Genomic DNA, 16,820 nt, shown 5'->3' with positions numbered 1-16,820 from the left:
GAGCGTAGCCGCTGAGCCGCCCTGCTCCCGGCGAGCCGCCCCGGCCGCCGTGCCCTACCCCATCGCGACCGGCTGTGCCGTGCCGACGGCGACGGGCGAGGAGGCCCCGGTGAGGAGCAGGCGAGGGGCTCCGGTCCCGTCGGCGGGGACCGCCCAGACGGACCCCCGCTTGCCGTACATGACCGTGTCGCCGTCGAGCCAGGCCGCCTGGTCGTCGACGCTCTCCGGCTCCGCGAGCGGCGTCTCCCTCATCGTGGCCAGGTCGAGCGCGTACAGCCGCCAGGGGCCCGGCCGGACCCGCTTCTTGAAGACGAGGCGGGTGCCGTCGGGCGACAACGACGGGCATTCGGCGTTCTCCCGCAGGGTCCGCGCCTTCCACTTCCCGTAGTCGCCCTCGATCAGGTACGTCTTTCCCCTGGTCGAGACCGCCCCGTAGAAGCGGTTGTCGTCGGAGGCGAAGTTGACCCCCCAGTAGTTCACGTCCGGGGACCGGTAGCGCTTGCCGTCGATGTAGAGCTGGATGTTCTCCATGTTCGGTACGGCGTAGCCGGTCTTGGTGTCCAGGATGCCGGTCCACGTGGAGAACCCGCCCTGTTTGTAGGAGTCCCCGGCCACGAAGACGGTCCACGTGACCATGCGCCCGCTGGCCGACACGCGGGCGCGGTTCGGGATGCCGGCGGTCTGGACGCGCCGGATCTCCCTCATCGAGCGGTCGAGGACCTTCACGTAGGTCGCCCGCACCGGACCCGCCGTCTCCAGCAGGCAGACCCCGGTGCCGGCCGCCGCGTAGAACCGCTGACAGGCGATGCCGCTCACCGTCCGCGGCCCCGGGCCGGCCAGGGGCGCGGACGCCACCTCGCCGGCCGAAACGAACAGCAGCCGGCCGTTCGTGGCGAGATCCAGGCCGTGGGTCACCGGCTGTGGGTGACGCCTGGCCGCGACGGCCGTGTACGCGGCCGCCACCGTGGCGATGACGGCCACGACCAGGATGAGGACCCGGCGCACAGGTCGCCGGGTCGCGGAGATCTGCATCAGTGGCAGGTGTAGGTCGGGCTGGAGTCCTTGACCTTGCCGTCGGTGCCGATGAGCTGCCAGGAGTAGGTGGTGTCGGTGAACGTCAGCTTCGCCACGCCGTACGTGCCGCTCAGCCGGAACTGGCTGTTGGGCTGGACGTTCACGATCTGGTACGGGTCGGCGCCGCCCATGCCGCCCAGCAGTTCGACCAGGCCGTTGGGGTCGGCCGCGCCGGAGGGGTTCTGCGGGCCGAACCGCTCGTAGTGGTGGTCGTGGCCGTTGAGGATCAGGTCGGCCTTGTTGGCGTACAGGATCTGCCAGACCGGCTTGCTGACCGGGTCGTTGCCGTGCTCGCCGGAGCTGAACAGCGGGTGGTGCCAGTAGGCGGCGACGCAGCCCTTGGTGTTGGCCGCGAGGTCGGCTTTCAGCCAGTCGATCTGCGCGGTCTGGTCGAAGATGTTCGAGTCGAGCGCGATGAAGTGCCAGTTGCCCTGGTTGAAGCTGTAGTAGCTCTTGCCTGCCGGGAACGCGATCGCCCCGAAGTAGGACTTGTAGCCCGCCTCGAAGCCGGCGGGGTCATAGCTCTCGTGGTTGCCCGCCGCCGGGTGCGTCTTGGCCTTGAACTTGCCCCACGAGGTGTCGTAGTAATTCCGGAAGTCGGTGATCGTGCCGTCGTCGTACTGGTTGTCGCCCATCGTGAGGACGAAGTCCGGGTTGATCGCCTGGACCTGCGCCGCCGTCTTGGGGTGGGCGCATGAGCTTGACGACGCCGTGCACTGCGCCGCGATGTCCCCGGCCGCCACCACCGTGAACGCGCCACCCGGCCCGCTTGGCGACGGGGAGGGAGACGGGGAGGGGGACGGCGAAGGGGAGGCTCCGCCGGAGGTCACGGTCAGCTTGTCGACGTTCGGGCCGCCCGTGGCGCCGGTCGCCGTGGCGCGGATCTTGCTCGTCCCGGCGGGCAGCGCCGCCACGACACTCGCGGTCGCCCAGGTGTCCCAGTTGGCGGTCGGCGCGAAGACCGGGCTCGCCACGACGGCGCCGTTGACCGCGATGTCCATGGGCCGGTTGGCCGTGGTGCCGTTGGCATACCGGAAGGCGAGCGTCGCGTTGCCCGCCGTGGCCGCGTTCACCGTCCACTCGATGGATCCGCCCGCCACGTTGACGTAGTCGACGAACCCGGTGCCGGTGTATCCGGTGTGGTTGGAGAACACCGCCGCCTGCGACAGCGTCGCGTCCTCGGCCTGGTAGTCACCGCCCGCCGGAACCGTCGGCGTGGGGCTCGGACTCGGGCTGGGACTCGGGCTGGGGCTCGGGCTGGGGCTCGGGCTGGGGCTCGGGCTCGGGCTGGGTGTGGCCCCGGCCTCGCCGTACACCTGCACCTCGTAGAGGGAGTAGCCGTAGGACGTGCCGCGGGCGGTGCCGAGGACGCGGACGTACCTTCCGGTGCCGGACAGGCCGGTCCGGTCGTCCGTGCCGCCGTCTCCCGTGGTGGTGGAGTAGACGGTCGTCCAGGCTGCGCCGTCGGTGGACGTCTGCACCTGGTACGCCTTGGCGTAGGCGGCCTCCCAATACAGCTTCACGCGGGAGATCGAGAAGGAGGCGCCGAGGTCGACGCTCAGCCACTCGGGGTCGTGGCCCTCGGCCGACGCCCACCGGGTAGAGGTGGTGTTGCCGTCCACCGCGTACGACGCGGCGTAGGACGAGGACTCGGCCGAGGAGGCCGTCGCCGGTTTGCCCTGCGACAGCAGGGTCTCGGCGGCGTCGGCGTGCTGGGCTGTGACAGTGAGGCCGGTGAGCACACCGGCGAGAAGCACTCCGGCTGCGGCGGCGGCGCCGTACCGGTTTCGGCGGAAGAGCGGGGACACGGCTGTCTCCTGGGGGTGAGAGTCCACGGCGGACCGGGGCGCGTCCGACGTCGCGCGACGCGACGCCGGGCACTCCCTGAACGGCCGGGGCAGATCTCACTGAGCGCGTCACGTCCTCACGGACGCCGCGCCAAGCCGTTACCCGGCATCGTGACAAGCACTCACCACGATGTCAACGTTCGTTAGGAAGGTTCCCTAACGTTTCAGCCCGGCTTCAGCGGCCCGCAAGGAAGGTCAGCAGGTCCTGGCGGGTGAGGAGGCCGACCGGCTTGCCGTCGTCGAGCACCACGGCGGCGTCGGCCTTCTCCAGCGCCTCCACCGCGCGGGCGACCGGCTCGCCCGAGCCGACCATGGGAAGCGGCGCGGACATGTGGTTGCCGATCGGGTCGTCCGAGCGCAGCCTCCCCTTGTAGAGGCCCTCCAGCAGGTCGCGCTCGACGATCGAGCCGACCACCTCGGCCGCCATGACGGGCGGCTCCTCCTTCATGACCGGGAGCTGCGACACGCTGTACTCCCGCATGGCGGCGATGGCCGTGCCGACCGACTCGTGCGGGTGGACGTGCACGAACTCCGGCAGACCGGGCGCCTTACGGCTCAGCACGTCGCCGATCAGGCCCTCGTCGCTCGACGTCGTGAGGAAGCCGTAGTCGGCCATCCACTCGTCGTTGAAGATCTTCGACAGGTAGCCCCGGCCGCTGTCCGGCAGCAGCACGACCACCACGTCGTCCGGCCCGGCGGCCTGGGCGACTCGGAGCGCGGCCACCACGGCCATGCCGCACGAGCCGCCGACGAGCAGGGCCTCCTCGCGGGCGAGGCGGCGGGTCATGCCGAAGGAGTCCTTGTCGGAGACCGCGATGATCTCGTCGCAGATCGTGGTGTCGTAGGTCGCCGGCCAGATGTCCTCGCCGACGCCCTCCACCAGGTAGGGACGGCCGCTGCCGCCCGAGTAGACCGAGCCCTCCGGGTCGGCCCCGATGACCTTCACGCGGCCGCCGGAGACCTCCTTGAGATACTTGCCGGTGCCGCTGATCGTGCCGCCCGTGCCGACTCCGGCGACGAAGTGGGTGACCCTGCCCTCGGTCTGCTCCCAGATCTCCGGACCCGTCGAGTGGTAGTGGCTCGCCGGGTTCTCGGGGTTCGAGTACTGGTCGGGCTTCCACGCGTTGGGCGTGTCGCGGGCCAGCCGGTCGGAGACCGAGTAGTACGAGTCCGGGTGGTCCGGGGAGACGGCGGTCGGGCACACCACGACCTCCGCGCCGTACGCTCTGAGCACGGCGATCTTGTCCTGGGCCACCTTGTCCGGGCAGACGAACAGGCAGCGATAGCCCTTCTCCTGCGCGACGATCGCCAGCCCCACACCGGTGTTGCCCGAGGTGGGCTCGACGATCGTGCCACCGGGCTTGAGAGCGCCGCTCCGCTCGGCGGCCTCGATCATCCGCACCGCGATCCGGTCCTTCACCGAACCGCCCGGATTGAAGTACTCCACCTTGGCCAGCACCTGGGCGGGCGCGCCCGCCACCACCTTGCGCAGCCGGACGAGCGGGGTGTTGCCCATCAGCTCGATCAGCGAGTCGTGTACGCGCACCGCGAAGACCACCTTGGTTAACTTAAGCTTTGTCAGCCTGCCGGCCGCCGATCCCGTGGGGGTGGCCGGGACCGGCTGATTCTCATTTCAAACCGTACCGTCACGGGGGGAGAGCGGGTGATCTGGACGTCCGGCGCGGCGCGCGCCGCCCGCCGCATCGCCACCGCCGCCGCACTGGGTGGAGGCGGCCTGACCGCGTTGGGAGCCGTCACGTACGGCCTGCTCAGGGCCGAGGCCATGGTCGCCCGCAGGATCGTCGGGCAGCCGCACGGCCTGGACGGCCCGCCGGCCGACGGGCTCTACGGCGACTTCCCCGGCGAGCCGATCCGCATGGTGGTGCTCGGGGACTCCACCTCCGTCGGGCTCGGCCTGACCGACCCGGCCGACACCCCGGCAGTGATCATCGCGCGCGGCCTCGCCGCCGTCGCCGAGCGTCCGGTACGGCTCAGCGTCCTCGGCCAGTCCGGCGCGGCCTCCGCCGACCTGGGGGTCCAGGTGGACAAGGCCATCGAGTCCCGGCCGGAGATCGCCGTCGTCTTCGTCGGCGCCAACGACGTCACGACCGCGACCCCCCCGGCCCGTGCCGTACGGCACCTGCAGAAGGCCGTGCGGAGGCTCCGCGACGAGGGGGCGGAGGTCGTCGTCGGGACCTGCCCCGACCTCGGGACCGTCAGGCCCCTCCCGCAGCCGCTGCGCTGGGTCAGCCGTCGATGGTCGCGCCAGCTCGCGGCCGCGCAGACCGTCGCGGTCATCGACGCGGGCGGCAGGACGGTGGCCTTCGCCGACCTCCTCGGACCGGAGTTCGAGACCAACCCGGCCGAGATGTTCGGACCTGATCGTTTTCATCCATCTGCCCGAGGTTACCTACAAGCCGCGTACGCAGTGCTACCGTCTGTATGCGCTGCGTTGGAGTTGTGGCCCGAGCCGGAACCCGCGCGCGTCGAAGGATCGCAATACCTTCTGGCGGCAATGGCCGTGGAGGAACCCGGCACCGAGGTCACCGCGACCCGCGTCGCCGGCCGGGCGGTCGGCCCCCATGGACGATGGGCGGCGCTGCTTCGCCGGAGACCTGGGCCGATGCCGAGCGGCTAGAGCCGGTCACCCTTCGCGGCCTGTCCATCACCCCCTGTAGGAGTGACATGACACGGCCTCACGCGAAACCCGCTCTGGCGCTCGCCGCGGCGACCCTCGTCTCCGGCGGCGTCCTCACCGGCTGTTCCGGCAGTGACGCCGCCCACGACGACGCCCAGCGGGCCTGGCAGAACGCCCAGGTGAACGCCGTCAGCCGGGCCACCGCGGCCGCCGGCGTCGCGGCGGCGACCTCGATGACGTCGGGCGGCACCCTGGAGACCGTCGCCCTCGACCTGTCCACCGGCAGGAAGCTCTGGTCCTCCCCCGCGACGATGGTCGGGCGGCTCCCCGGCATGGGCGTGCAGGCCCCCGCGACCGTCGAGACCGGGACCGGGACCGGGCAGGCCGTCGTCGTTGCGGTCGACCCCGCCAAGGCGGGGGCGAGCTCGGCGACCGGCTCGGCGGGCAAATGGAAGGCGACGCTGGTCGCCCGAGACGCCCGCACCGGGCGGCAGCGGTGGACCCGGCCCATCGAGTCGACCTTCGGGCCCCAGCGCTGCGGGCCGTACGTCTGCCTGTCCGAGAACACCGCGCTCTCGTCGGCCCGCCTCGTCGTCCTGGAGCCCCAGACCGGTAAGACCCTGTGGAACCTGCCCGGCATCGCCGAGGTGGAATGGTCCGATCCCACCCGCGTCGTCATGCTCCGGCTCGCCTCCCACCCCGTGCTGGAGGCCCACTCGCTGAAGAACGGCAAGGTCATCTGGCAGCTCCCGATCGAGCAGGCGCTCGGCCCCGGCGTCGACCTGTCGGGAGGATGGGCCTTCGGCTCGACCGGGGACAATCTGGTGGGCTACGTCGCCCCCTACACCAACCCCCAGACCAAGCAGACCTCGACATTCGGCCTGTTCTCCGTACAGCTCAACGACGGCGTGGTCGACTGGATGCGCCCCTCGGTCGTCCGCGTCTACCCCAGCGGCAACCCGGCGTTCGCGCCCGTGGTCCGGCCGGTCGACGAGCAGGGCCAGTACGGCGGGTTCGCCCGCCTCGACGGAGAGACCGGGCGCGTCCTCGGGCAGATCACGCCCACCCAGGTCCCCGGCTCGGGCTGGTGGCTCGCCTTCCCGAACGCCATGGACAAACTGGGCTTCCTCAAGCGTGGCGCACCCGGCACCGCATTCGACCTGACGACCGGCGAGCCCACCCCGGTGAAGGGCGCCAGCGGCTGGTCGTTCTGCGTGACCGACCCCAAGCCCCTGTCGCTCACGGGGATGACCCCCGGGTTCTACTCCATCGCCGCGCTCTGCGAATTCGACCTCGCCACCGGAAGGCGGATCGACTCCTCCACGGCCCCGCCCGCCTGGTTCACCGGCAGCCAGAACGGCTGGCGCCTCTGGCGCGACGAGAAGGGCGCCCTGCACGCCGTCAACGACGGCACCGCCACCACCCCCGGCATGTACGGCTGAGCAGTGTTTGATTGCCTCGCCTTCGGCGAGGCGGGCTCGGGGCGCCCTTGAGGCCGCGTCTTCCCTCGTCGCGTCCTCACTCGTTCCTCGCTCCGGGCGCTCTCAGTCCAGACACAGCCGCGCCCCTCGCAACTGGTGGGCCTCGGAGAAGCAATTTCACGTCTCCGGTACAAAGTTCTGTTTTGTGGGGGCCTGGGCGTGGCGGGAGCCGTACCGAGGGGTAACCTCCTGCGGAGGAGGGCCGCCCGAACTCTGCGCGTGGTGGCCGGAAACCAGGCAGGAGAGTGACATGCCCGAGGCAGTGATCGTGGCGACCGCGCGTTCGCCGATCGGCCGCGCCTTCAAGGGATCGCTGAAGGACATCCGTCCCGACGACCTGACCGCCCAGATGATCCGCGCCGCGCTCGCCAAGGTGCCGCAACTCGACCCGAACGACGTGGACGACCTCATGCTGGGCTGCGGTCTACCGGGCGGCGAGCAGGGCTACAACATGGGCCGGGTCGTGTCCGTGCTGCTCGGCCTGGACAACGTGCCCGGCACCACGATCACCCGCTACTGCTCGTCGTCGCTGCAGACGACCCGGATGGCGTTCCACGCGATCAGGGCGGGCGAGGGCGACGTGTTCATCTCCGCCGGCGTGGAGACGGTGTCCCGGTTCGTCACGGGGAACTCCGACTCCCTGCCAGGAACGACGAACCCGGTCTTCCTGGACGCCAAGGGCCGCACCGACAAGGCGGCGGAGGGCGGCGCGCCGGTCTGGCACGACCCGCGCGAGGACGGCGCGCTGCCGGACGTCTACATCGCCATGGGCCAGACGGCGGAGAACGTCGCCGCGCTGAAGGGCATCTCGCGGCAGGAGCAGGACGAGTTCGGTGTGCGGTCGCAGAACCTGGCGGAGAAGGCCATCGCCAACGGCTTCTGGGAGAGCGACATCACGCCGGTGACCCTGCCCGACGGCACGGTGGTGAGCAAGGACGACGGCCCGCGGGCCGGCACGACCTACGAGGCGGTGTCCCAGCTCAAGCCGGTCTTCCGCCCTGACGGCACGGTCACCGCGGGTAACTGCTGCCCGCTGAACGACGGCGCCGCCGCCGTGATTGTGATGAGCGACACCAAGGCGGCCGAGCTGGGCATCACCCCGCTGGCGCGGATCGTCTCGACCGGCGTCACGGGCCTCTCCCCCGAGATCATGGGCCTCGGGCCGGTCGAGGCGTCGAAGCAGGCGCTCGCCCGGGCCGGGATGTCCATCGGCGACATCGACCTCGTCGAGATCAACGAGGCGTTCGCCGCCCAGGTCATCCCGTCCTACCAGGAGCTCGGCATCGACCTCGACCGGCTCAACGTGAACGGCGGCGCGATCGCGGTGGGGCACCCGTTCGGCATGACCGGGGCGCGCATCACCTCGACGCTCCTCAACAGCCTCCGGTTCCACGACAAGTCGATCGGCCTGGAGACCATGTGCGTCGGCGGCGGCCAGGGCATGGCCATGGTCCTGGAGCGCCTGTCCTAGCAGCTCGTTCTGTTCCGGCGGGATCCCAGCGCCCCCTCCACGGGTGGTGATCACACACCCACTGGTGGTGATCATGCACAAGTTCCTGGACGGCCACCCTCACCGGCCCAACCCTGGCCGTGATCATGCTCGTGCATGATCGCGCACCAACAAGAGGCTGGTTGAGTGAGGTGCGGGGGAAGGTGTGCATGATCACCACCATGGTGGGGCGGGAATCACCACCACGGCGGGGCGGGATCAGCCCTGGTAGTCGGGGCCGGCGCGGGTGGGGGTGACGCGGATGATGACCCGCTTGTCCCGGACCATCGCCGCGCGGTAGTCGTCCCAGTCCGGATGCTCGCCGCTGATGCCCCGGTAGTAGTCGACCAGCTGGTCCATCGCCTCCGGCAGCGAGATGATCTCCGCCTGGCCCTCGATGTAGATCCACGGGCCGTAGAAGGCGTCGGTCATCACCGTCAGGTGCACCTGGGGGTTCTTGCGGCTGTTGCGGGTCTTGATCGCCGTCTCACGGCTGCTAATGACGACATATCCGTCTTTGTCGAGGCCCACGGTCACCGGGGACATCTGCGGCCGCCCGTCGGCGTGCCAGGTCAGCATGACCGCGCGGTGGTTGTCCCTGACGAACGCACGCGCCTTATCGAGATCCATAAGACAATGATGCGCCCGCACCGGTGCGGCGCGGGCGCGAGTGCGTCGTCTGTGTCCGTTGTGTCGCTAGAAGCTGTGTCGTCAGAAGCGACGGCGCCGTTCGTGCTCGAGAACGATGGCGGCGGCGTAGCCGTGGCTCAGCCCGTGCTCGTCGGCGAGCCAGTTGGCCCTCTCTTCGCACCGCAGGAACGATGGGCCGTTGTCGATGGCTTGGAACCACTCTGGGAGGTCGCGGCCGGTGATGGACGGGACGCGTGCGATCAGCTTGTTCTGTGTCTCCGGTGAGTGGTTCAACGACATGGGCACCTCCACGGATAAGGCTGCTTTGTGTCACAGTGCATCACGCGCCCGTGATTGACAAGACCCTGGCAGACATCGATTCGTTACGTTAAGTTGATCAAAATTTACGCGCGGAGCCGCGATGTCCTGCTATAGCGCACAAAAAGAGCGCTCTTCGGCGAGGAGGAGCGCTCTTTCCGGAGACGGACGCTAGTCGTTGTTCGTGAAGTAGCTGATGAACCGGAGGATCTCCAGGTAGAGCCAGACCAGGCTCAGCGTCAGGCCGAACGCCATCAGCCAGGAGTAGCGCTCCGGAACGCCGGCCCGCGCGCTCCGCTCGATCTCGCTGAAGTCGAGGAGCAGGAAGAAGCAGCCCAGCAGGATCATCGCCACGCTGAAGATCCAGCCGATGGGGCTGTCCGTCCGCAGGCCGAGGCCGCCCGTGACGAAGATGCTCGCGATCCAGTTGATGAGCAGGAGTCCAAGGGCGCCGAAGCCGGCCGCGATCACGAACTTGGTGAACTTCGGCGTGGGCCGGAAGATCTTCAGCGCGTAGACGGCCAAGGTGCCGCCGAAGGCGACCATCGTGCCGAGGACGGCCTGCAGGACGATGCCGTTGAACCGGGCCTCATACGCCTGGCTCAGCGCGCCGATGGCGATGCCGTAGCAGACGGCGTAGCCGAGAATGAGAACCGGGTTCGTGCTCTGGCGGAAGGAGACGATCAGTCCGAGCACGAGGCCGACGATCGCCGCCAGCCCGCCGATCACTATGCCGAGGTCGAAGTACCACGACAGGGCCGCGGACACGACCAGCGTGCCGAGTGTCATGAAGCCACGCACGACGACGTCGTCGATCGTCATCGTCCGCTCGGACGGCGGCGCGTACGACGGCGTGCCGTACATGTCGTTCAGCTGCTGCACGCTCGGCGTCGGCGTGGACCATGTCTGCTGACCGGCCGTCCCACGCCGGCTGAATATGGGGTTCCTGCTCTCCATCGTGCCTCCAGGACGCGACTTCTCAGCCTCTTGCGCGGCTCATATCGGGATGGTGCCCGGGGCGTGACGGCCCCGGCAAGGGATCTCGCCACTCCACCACCCGCTCCAACGATCAGCCCGGCGCACGAGTTCCCCGCCCTTCCGGGGCGGCATGTCTTCTTCGAGGACACCCCCCGCGGAATCTATGCTCCACGACGCAAGACTGGGACGATTCTTTTACTTGAGTCGTTCAATTCTAGTGCTACCGTAGTGCTCGTGGACGAAAGGCGGCCGGCTCCGCCCGAGGAGACAATCTCGCGAGAGCCCGCCGTACGGAGACCTTGAGAGGCCCGTCCGATAATCCAGCCGACCTGGCGTACGGAGACAGACAAGCGTCACGATCTCTCACCGCACTCTGGGCAACGGAGACATGGTCCTGTGGGAGGAGGCCGCGTTGTGGACACCATCCGTAATCTCGCCAGACGCGTCCGCTCACCTCTGGCACGGTTGCGCCCGCGGTCGATCCGCGGCCGGATCACCATCCTCGTGACCATGCTCGCCCTCGGGCTCCTGATCCCGATGGGCCTGATCAGCGGCATGATCGTCCGCCAGGGGGCAGGCGACGCCACGTGGCTGGACACCCGCGAGCAGGCCACGCTGACCGCGGCGGCCGCACGCCTCGGACAGCTGGCTGACCCGATCGTGCCGCGCGTCGCCGGCATCGACCTGGTCCAGGTCGTGACGCCCGATCGTCGCGTCGTCGCGTCGTCGGCCGCGGCCAAGGCCCTGCCGCCGTTGGCCTCGGTGTGGCCGCCGTCCAACCGTCCACATCAGGACCTGCGGACCTGCCTTGCCAACCCGAAGACATGCCTGCACGTCTCGGCCCTCAGGGTCGAACCGGCGGCCGACTCCCTCGTCGTCTACGCGGGGCGTCCCTCTGGGGGGACGGGCTCGTCCGGGGTCTTGAACGCGCTATTCGCCGCGGAGGTGGCTGCCTTGATCATGCTCACTATGTGGGGAACCTGGAAGATCGCAGGTCGCACGCTCCGCCCCGTGGAGGACATCCGGTCCGAGCTGGCCGCGATCAACGTCAACGACGTCGGCAACCGGATAGCCGAACCTTCCGGCCACGACGAGATCGCCCGGCTCGCGCAGACGGTCAACAGCACGCTGGGGCGGATAGAGCGGGCGAAGCAGGTGACCGAGCTCACCCTTCAGCAGCAGCGCCAGTTCGCCGCGGACGCCTCGCACGAGCTGCGGACGCCGCTCGCCGGGCTGCGCGCCCAGTTGGAGGAGGCGCAGCTGCACCCGGACGAGACCGATCTGCGGGAGCTGCTCGACCGGGCTCTGTCAGACGTCGACCGGCTACAGGCGATCATCACCGACCTCCTCCTGCTCGCCCGGGTCGGCGCGAGCAAGTTCACCGACAAGGAGCCGGTGGACCTGGCGGAGCTGGTCGAGGAGGAGGTCTTGCGGCGGAACGACCGGGTGAGGGTGCATCTGCGGCTGGAGTCGGGAGTGATGGTCTGCGCCGTCCGCTCCCACATCGGCCGGCTGCTCACCAATCTGCTCGACAACGCCCAGCGGCACGCCAGGCATTCGGTCCGGGTCGAGGTGCACCTCAACGGCGGCGACGCCGAGCTCTCGGTCAGCGACGACGGCACCGGAATCCCGCCATGCCAGCGAGAGCGGATCTTCGAGCGGTTCACCCGGCTGGACGCCGCCCGCAGCCGCGACCGCGGAGGCACCGGGCTCGGCCTGGCCATCGCCCGGGACATCGCCAAGGCCCACCAGGGCACCCTGCGGGTCGGCGAGTCGCCCTGCGGCGGTGCTCGCTTCGTGCTGAACCTGCCTCTGGGCAACTCTCCCGTGAACTCACGCGCGCTGACGTCCGGATCGACGGGTCAGATCAACGGATTCGATCATGGGTTTGATCGACGGGTTTGATCGACGGGTCACAGCCTGCCGAACCAGTCGCGTACGGCGTCGCGGCCTCCGGCGCCGAGGGCGACCGTCAGCGCCGCGCGGGCTTTGACGATCGCTCCCCGCCGCGCCGCCGGTCCGGCGAGCAGGTCGGTCAGGAAGGGGGACTTCGCCGGGACGGACCAGAAGAGACGCGAGAAACTGCCGCACTTCAGGCATAAGGGTGCAACAGGTGGGGTACTGCCTTGCCGTGGCCGATCAGCCCCGCGCGGAGACGGAGACACCGCGACGCTGGCAACGACCGGCCGGATAGACCAGGTCACAGGGCTGTAAGCGGGAATGCAGAGGCGAGTGCCCCCGGCGGGACTCGAACCCGCACAACAGCCCTTTTAAGGGGCTTGCCTCTGCCATTGGGCTACGGGGGCGCCGCGATCATATGCCACGGATCACTCATCTGTAACTGGTTAGGCCTTACGCCGCTTGTCCCCCTTTCCGGACAGCATGAACGGCCCAGGTGCCCGCGACCCGGTCCAGGAAGAGTAGACCGTCCAGATGGTCCATCTGATGCTGGACGCAGCGGGCCTCGAAGCCGTCGGCGGAAATCGTCACAGCCTCCCCCGTGCCGGGCCGTACACCGCGGACCGTGACAAGGCCGGCCCGCGCGACCTCGGCGGCGAGGCCGGGGACCGACAGGCAGCCCTCCCTGGCGACCTCCCAGTGAGCGGCCTCGACGACCTCGGGGTTGGCGATCACCAGTTCCCCGGAGCACGATCGGGCCAGCGGGTGTCCCGAGACGTCGAGGCACATCAACCGCTGTCCCAACCCGAGTTGGGGAGCCGTCAGGCCGAGACATCCGGGGATGCTCCGCATGGCCTCCAGGATCCGGGCCGCGGCGGCGACCACTGCGGCGTCGGTGGCGTCCACCGGAGCCGCAGGCGTCACGAGCACGGGATGCGGCGCGGTGACCACCCCCTCCAACAGTGCCGTACGGCTGTCACCCTCCATCAGATCACCGCCGGCTCGGCGGGCCGGAAGGCGATCCGATGATCGTCCAGAGCCGAGGACATGCCCCGCATAAGTGACGGTACGTCGGCTCGCTCCGGCAATTCCACATCGGCCACGAGCACCAGCAGATCTCCCACGACCCGGGTGATCAGAGAAGTGATGGAACAGCCGGAGCCGGCGAGGAGTCCCGTGAGGACGGGAAGCACGTCCCCTTGCGTAGGGCCATGGAGGGTGAGCACGTAGCCCAGCCCCGTTCGTATGGTCTCCACCACCCCGAGGCCCTGGGGGCCTCGAATCGGCCGGGCGCCCCCCACGACGCCCGGCGTCACGACCTCCCGCGCGGCTCTCGCCGTCTCGCCGTTGTGCGCCGACGCGAGCGGTGTCTCGACCAGATCGGCGACGCCTACGGCGTAGCCCGGAAAGCGCCCGGTCAGCCCCTCCCCGAGACGGTCGGCACCGAGGCCGGCCGTGATGACGAGGGTCATGGCGAGATAGCCGCCCAGCAGGATCATCGACGAGTCGCCGATGGCGCCTCGGTCCGCGAGTGCCCTCGTGACCTCGGCGATCACGCCGGGACGATCCCGTCCGATCACCGTTACAGCGTAGAGCCCCACTCTGAACCACCTCCGTCGCAGTCACATGCGGACCGCACTGCCGACGAAGGGGTGGCCGGCGTCGTGCTACGGGGTGCCGGCGCGGCACGCGCCCCACGGTGGAGGCGCGTGCCGTACGGCGATGGTCAGCGCTTGCGACCACTCTCGGCGGCGGCCTTGAACACCTCGCGCGGGTTCTCGATCTCGCCCAGCGAGACGGTCTCCCGCTTGAAGAACAGCGACAGCGTCCAGTCGGCCACCACACGGACCTTGCGGTTCACCGTAGGCACCCGCGAGAGATGATACGTCCTGTGCATGAACCACGCCGGGAACCCGCGTAGCTTCACCCCATAGACGTTCGCCACACCGCGGTAGAGGCCGAGACCGGCGACCGATCCGGCGTACTTGTGCCGGTAGTCCCTCAGTTTCTCGCCTCGCAGGTACGCGGTGATGTTCTCGGCCAGGACCTTGGCCTGGCGGACGGCGTGCTGGGCGTTGGGCGCGCAGTACTGGCCCGCGTTGGTCACATCCGGCACACCGGCGATGTCTCCGGCGGCGAACGCGCCCTTGACACCCGCGATGGTTAACCGGGTCGTGGTCTTGATCCGGCCACGCTCGTCGAGCGGCAGGTCCGTGGAGTTGACGACCGGGCTCGGCTTGACGCCGGCGGTCCACACGATCGTGGCCGCCTCGAACTCGTCGCCGTCCGAGGTCCTGACGAGCCCGCCTTCGCAGGACTGGAGCAGCGTCTCCATCTTGAGCTCGATGCCGCGCTCGCGGAGCTGCTCGGCGGTCCACTCGCCCATCTCCGGGCCGACCTCGGGCAGGATGCGGTTGCTCGCCTCGATCAGGACCCAGCGCAGGTCCTTCTTCTCGATGCTCGGGTAGTACTTGATCGAATCCTCGGTCATGTCCTCGAGCTCGGCGAGGGCCTCGATGCCCGCGAAACCGCCGCCGACCACGACGAAGGTCAGCGCGCGGCGGCGCACGTCCTCGTCATCGGTCGACTCGGCCCGGTCGAGGAGGGCCAGGACGCGGTTGCGCAGCGCGATGGCCTCACCGACGGTCTTGAAGCCGATGGCGGAGTCCGCCAGGCCGGGAATCGGCAGCGTCCGCGAGATGGAACCGGCGGCCATGACGATGACGTCGTACTCGATCTCCCGCGAGTGGCCGACGGCAGGCTCGAAGGTCACGGTCCTGGCCTCGTGGTGCACCTTGGAGACCTTGCCGTTGAGGATCCGGACCTTGGGCAGCACCCGGCGGAGCGGGGCCACGACGTGGCGCGGCGAGATGTTGCCCGCCGCGGCTTCGGGAAGGAACGGCTGGTAGGTCATGTAGGACTGCGGGTCGATGAGCGTGATCCGCACGCTCCCGTCGCGCAGCTCACGGCGAAGCGTGCGCTGGAGGCGCAGGCCGGTGTAGAGGCCCACGTATCCACCGCCGACGATGACGATGTGCTTCGACTTGCGGTTCACCACGGATGCCCTTCGTGCCTGATGGCTTGTGAAAGCATTCACAAGGCTACGTCACGGGCAGGCGACAGCACCAATCCCCCCATGGCGTAACTTTGACGAGATTTGCGCCTTTAGCCACATCAGCGCTGGTTTTACGGCGAAAATTTCACCGAACTTCCGTCCGTGACGCACTTCACACTCGTGAAACGGTTCACAAGCCCCTCGCAGCCACCGTGATGCCCCGCGTGATCATTCACAAGTTCCCGCGCAATGCCGAGGCCTGCGCACCCGTCGCAGGTGATCATGCACGGGTTCCCGTAGGCGCCCGCTGACCTCGCAGGGGACAACTCGTGATCATGCAGTCGGATATCGGCAACCCGTGCATGATCACGAATCGGAAGTTCGCACGTTAGAGGTCTATCCGAGGAACGTTTGCCAGATCACGCACCGGAAGTGCCCAGCTCGGCCCGCAGGTGCGGGAACCTCTGCATGATCACGCCGGTGGTTGGGCGGTGGCGAGCACGAGGGCCCTCGTGAAGATCGCGTCGAGCATGCCGGCCGTCACCCGCCCGGTGAAGGTGTTCTGCTGGCTGGGGTGGTAGCAACCCAGCAGGGTCGCGGCCGCCGAGCCGTACGCGATGGGCACCTCCACCCCGTGACCGAAAGGCGGCCTGCGGGGAGGCAGCGAGAAACCCGCGTCCCGGAGAGCGGGCCAGACGGCCTGCCAGGCGAACCCCCCGAGGGCCACGACCACCCGAGTGGACGGCGCGGCCAGGGCGAGCTCCCTGGAGAGCCACGGGAAGCAGGCGTCGCGCTCCTCCGGCGTGGGCTTGTTCGCGGGCGGCGCGCACCGGACCGCCGCCATCATGCGTGCGCCGACGAGCCGCTGGCCGTCCCCCGCGTGCGTGCTCGTCTCCTGTACGGCGAGGCCGGTCCGGTAGAGCGACGCGAACAGCCAGTCGCCGCTGCGGTCGCCCGTGAAGATCCGGCCGGTACGGTTCCCACCGTGGGCGGCCGGGGCCAGCCCGACGATGAGCGTGTGCGGGTTATCGTCCCCCCACCCTGCGACGGGGCGCCCCCAGTAGGTCTCGCCGGCGAAGGCCCGTCGCTTGACGTCGGCGACGGTCTCCCGCCACTCCACGAGCCGGGGGCAGGCCCGGCAGACCGACTGCCGGGCCGTCAGCTCCGCCGGCGTACGGCTGTCGGCCGCGAGCTTGGCGACCTCCACGGCATCGTGGGCGACGGGGGTGTCCGGCCTGGCGGGGTCGTCCGGCCAGCCGGATCCGGGAGGTACGGAACTCATGACACCGATCGTGCCAGCCCGGGCAGCCGCCAGGCCCACGCGCCCAGTCATATCCCCGGCCGCATCGCCGGCGCATGAAGGCGGGCAAAGCGTCTTTTCTCCAGGACATGAGGTGGGTACGTACCGCCC

At 69.4% G+C, this 16,820-nt stretch carries 14 protein-coding genes and 1 tRNA gene; 4 read left to right on the top strand and 11 right to left on the bottom strand.

The genetic code is table 11. The features are described 5' to 3' along the window. Window positions 1–54: 54 nt before the first annotated feature. From N5079_RS15490 to N5079_RS15480, 3 genes are all read right to left on the bottom strand, one after another. On the bottom strand, window positions 55–1,032 hold the full coding sequence (locus tag N5079_RS15490) for a TolB family protein (protein ID WP_261584463.1): 978 nt from the start codon (window positions 1,030–1,032) through the stop codon (window positions 55–57). Continuing rightward, window positions 1,032–2,882 carry a discoidin domain-containing protein gene (locus tag N5079_RS15485; protein ID WP_261584462.1) on the bottom strand — a complete coding sequence of 617 codons (1,851 nt, stop codon included), beginning with the start codon at window positions 2,880–2,882 and terminating at the stop codon, window positions 1,032–1,034. The genes N5079_RS15490 and N5079_RS15485 overlap by 1 nt, the downstream gene beginning before the upstream one ends. A 214-nt stretch (window positions 2,883–3,096) precedes the next feature. Beyond that, a complete protein-coding gene (locus N5079_RS15480) occupies window positions 3,097–4,467 on the bottom strand; it encodes a cystathionine beta-synthase (protein ID WP_261584461.1) in 1,371 nt (456 codons plus the stop codon). Between the two features lie 117 nt (window positions 4,468–4,584). Between N5079_RS15480 and N5079_RS15475 the strand changes: the two genes are divergently transcribed. The 3 genes from N5079_RS15475 to N5079_RS15465 all read left to right on the top strand — a co-directional run bounded on the left by N5079_RS15475 (window position 4,585) and on the right by N5079_RS15465 (window position 8,511). Continuing rightward, window positions 4,585–5,559 carry an SGNH/GDSL hydrolase family protein gene (locus tag N5079_RS15475; RefSeq protein WP_261584460.1) on the top strand — a complete coding sequence of 325 codons (975 nt, stop codon included), beginning with the start codon at window positions 4,585–4,587 and terminating at the stop codon, window positions 5,557–5,559. A 47-nt stretch (window positions 5,560–5,606) separates the two neighbouring features. Continuing rightward, a complete protein-coding gene (locus N5079_RS15470) occupies window positions 5,607–7,001 on the top strand; it encodes a PQQ-like beta-propeller repeat protein (protein ID WP_261584459.1) in 1,395 nt (464 codons plus the stop codon). A 289-nt stretch (window positions 7,002–7,290) separates the two neighbouring features. Beyond that, a complete protein-coding gene (locus tag N5079_RS15465; protein ID WP_261584458.1) occupies window positions 7,291–8,511 on the top strand; it encodes an acetyl-CoA C-acetyltransferase in 1,221 nt (406 codons plus the stop codon). A 237-nt stretch (window positions 8,512–8,748) separates the two neighbouring features. On the opposite strand, the gene N5079_RS15460 is transcribed toward N5079_RS15465, so the two are convergent. The 3 genes from N5079_RS15460 to N5079_RS15450 all read right to left on the bottom strand — a co-directional run bounded on the left by N5079_RS15460 (window position 8,749) and on the right by N5079_RS15450 (window position 10,434). Next, window positions 8,749–9,159: a PPOX class F420-dependent oxidoreductase gene (locus tag N5079_RS15460; RefSeq protein WP_261584457.1), complete on the bottom strand. Its 411-nt coding sequence runs from the start codon at window positions 9,157–9,159 to the stop codon at window positions 8,749–8,751. Window positions 9,160–9,240: 81 nt separating this feature from the next. Continuing rightward, window positions 9,241–9,459 carry a DUF4287 domain-containing protein gene (locus N5079_RS15455; RefSeq protein ID WP_261584456.1) on the bottom strand — a complete coding sequence of 73 codons (219 nt, stop codon included), beginning with the start codon at window positions 9,457–9,459 and terminating at the stop codon, window positions 9,241–9,243. A gap of 189 nt (window positions 9,460–9,648) precedes the next feature. Beyond that, window positions 9,649–10,434, bottom strand: a complete 786-nt coding sequence (locus N5079_RS15450) for a Bax inhibitor-1/YccA family protein (RefSeq protein ID WP_261584455.1) — start codon at window positions 10,432–10,434, stop codon at window positions 9,649–9,651. A gap of 435 nt (window positions 10,435–10,869) precedes the next feature. Between N5079_RS15450 and N5079_RS15445 the strand changes: the two genes are divergently transcribed. Next, window positions 10,870–12,360 carry a sensor histidine kinase gene (locus N5079_RS15445; protein ID WP_261584454.1) on the top strand — a complete coding sequence of 497 codons (1,491 nt, stop codon included), beginning with the start codon at window positions 10,870–10,872 and terminating at the stop codon, window positions 12,358–12,360. A gap of 328 nt (window positions 12,361–12,688) precedes the next feature. On the opposite strand, the gene N5079_RS15440 is transcribed toward N5079_RS15445, so the two are convergent. The 5 genes from N5079_RS15440 to N5079_RS15420 form a co-directional block, all read right to left on the bottom strand. Continuing rightward, window positions 12,689–12,761, bottom strand: a tRNA-Leu gene (locus N5079_RS15440). 46 nt (window positions 12,762–12,807) lie between these two features. Then, window positions 12,808–13,341: a peptide deformylase gene (gene def, locus N5079_RS15435; RefSeq protein WP_261584453.1), complete on the bottom strand. Its 534-nt coding sequence runs from the start codon at window positions 13,339–13,341 to the stop codon at window positions 12,808–12,810. After that, window positions 13,341–13,934 (bottom strand): ACT domain-containing protein, encoded by a 594-nt coding sequence (locus N5079_RS15430; protein ID WP_261584452.1) that lies wholly within the window; start codon window positions 13,932–13,934, stop codon window positions 13,341–13,343. Before N5079_RS15430 ends, def begins: the two co-directional genes overlap by 1 nt. A gap of 146 nt (window positions 13,935–14,080) precedes the next feature. Continuing rightward, on the bottom strand, window positions 14,081–15,409 hold the full coding sequence (locus N5079_RS15425; protein ID WP_261584451.1) for an NAD(P)/FAD-dependent oxidoreductase: 1,329 nt from the start codon (window positions 15,407–15,409) through the stop codon (window positions 14,081–14,083). Window positions 15,410–15,881: 472 nt separating this feature from the next. After that, window positions 15,882–16,691 carry a uracil-DNA glycosylase gene (locus N5079_RS15420; RefSeq protein WP_261584450.1) on the bottom strand — a complete coding sequence of 270 codons (810 nt, stop codon included), beginning with the start codon at window positions 16,689–16,691 and terminating at the stop codon, window positions 15,882–15,884. Window positions 16,692–16,820: the final 129 nt, after the last annotated feature.

It is taken from the genome of Planotetraspora sp. A-T 1434, from assembly GCF_025420585.1.
GTDB lineage: Bacteria > Actinomycetota > Actinomycetes > Streptosporangiales > Streptosporangiaceae > JAOEGB01.
The sequence above is the reverse complement of the archived record's forward strand: the minus strand, read 5'-3'. Positions and strand labels throughout refer to the sequence as shown.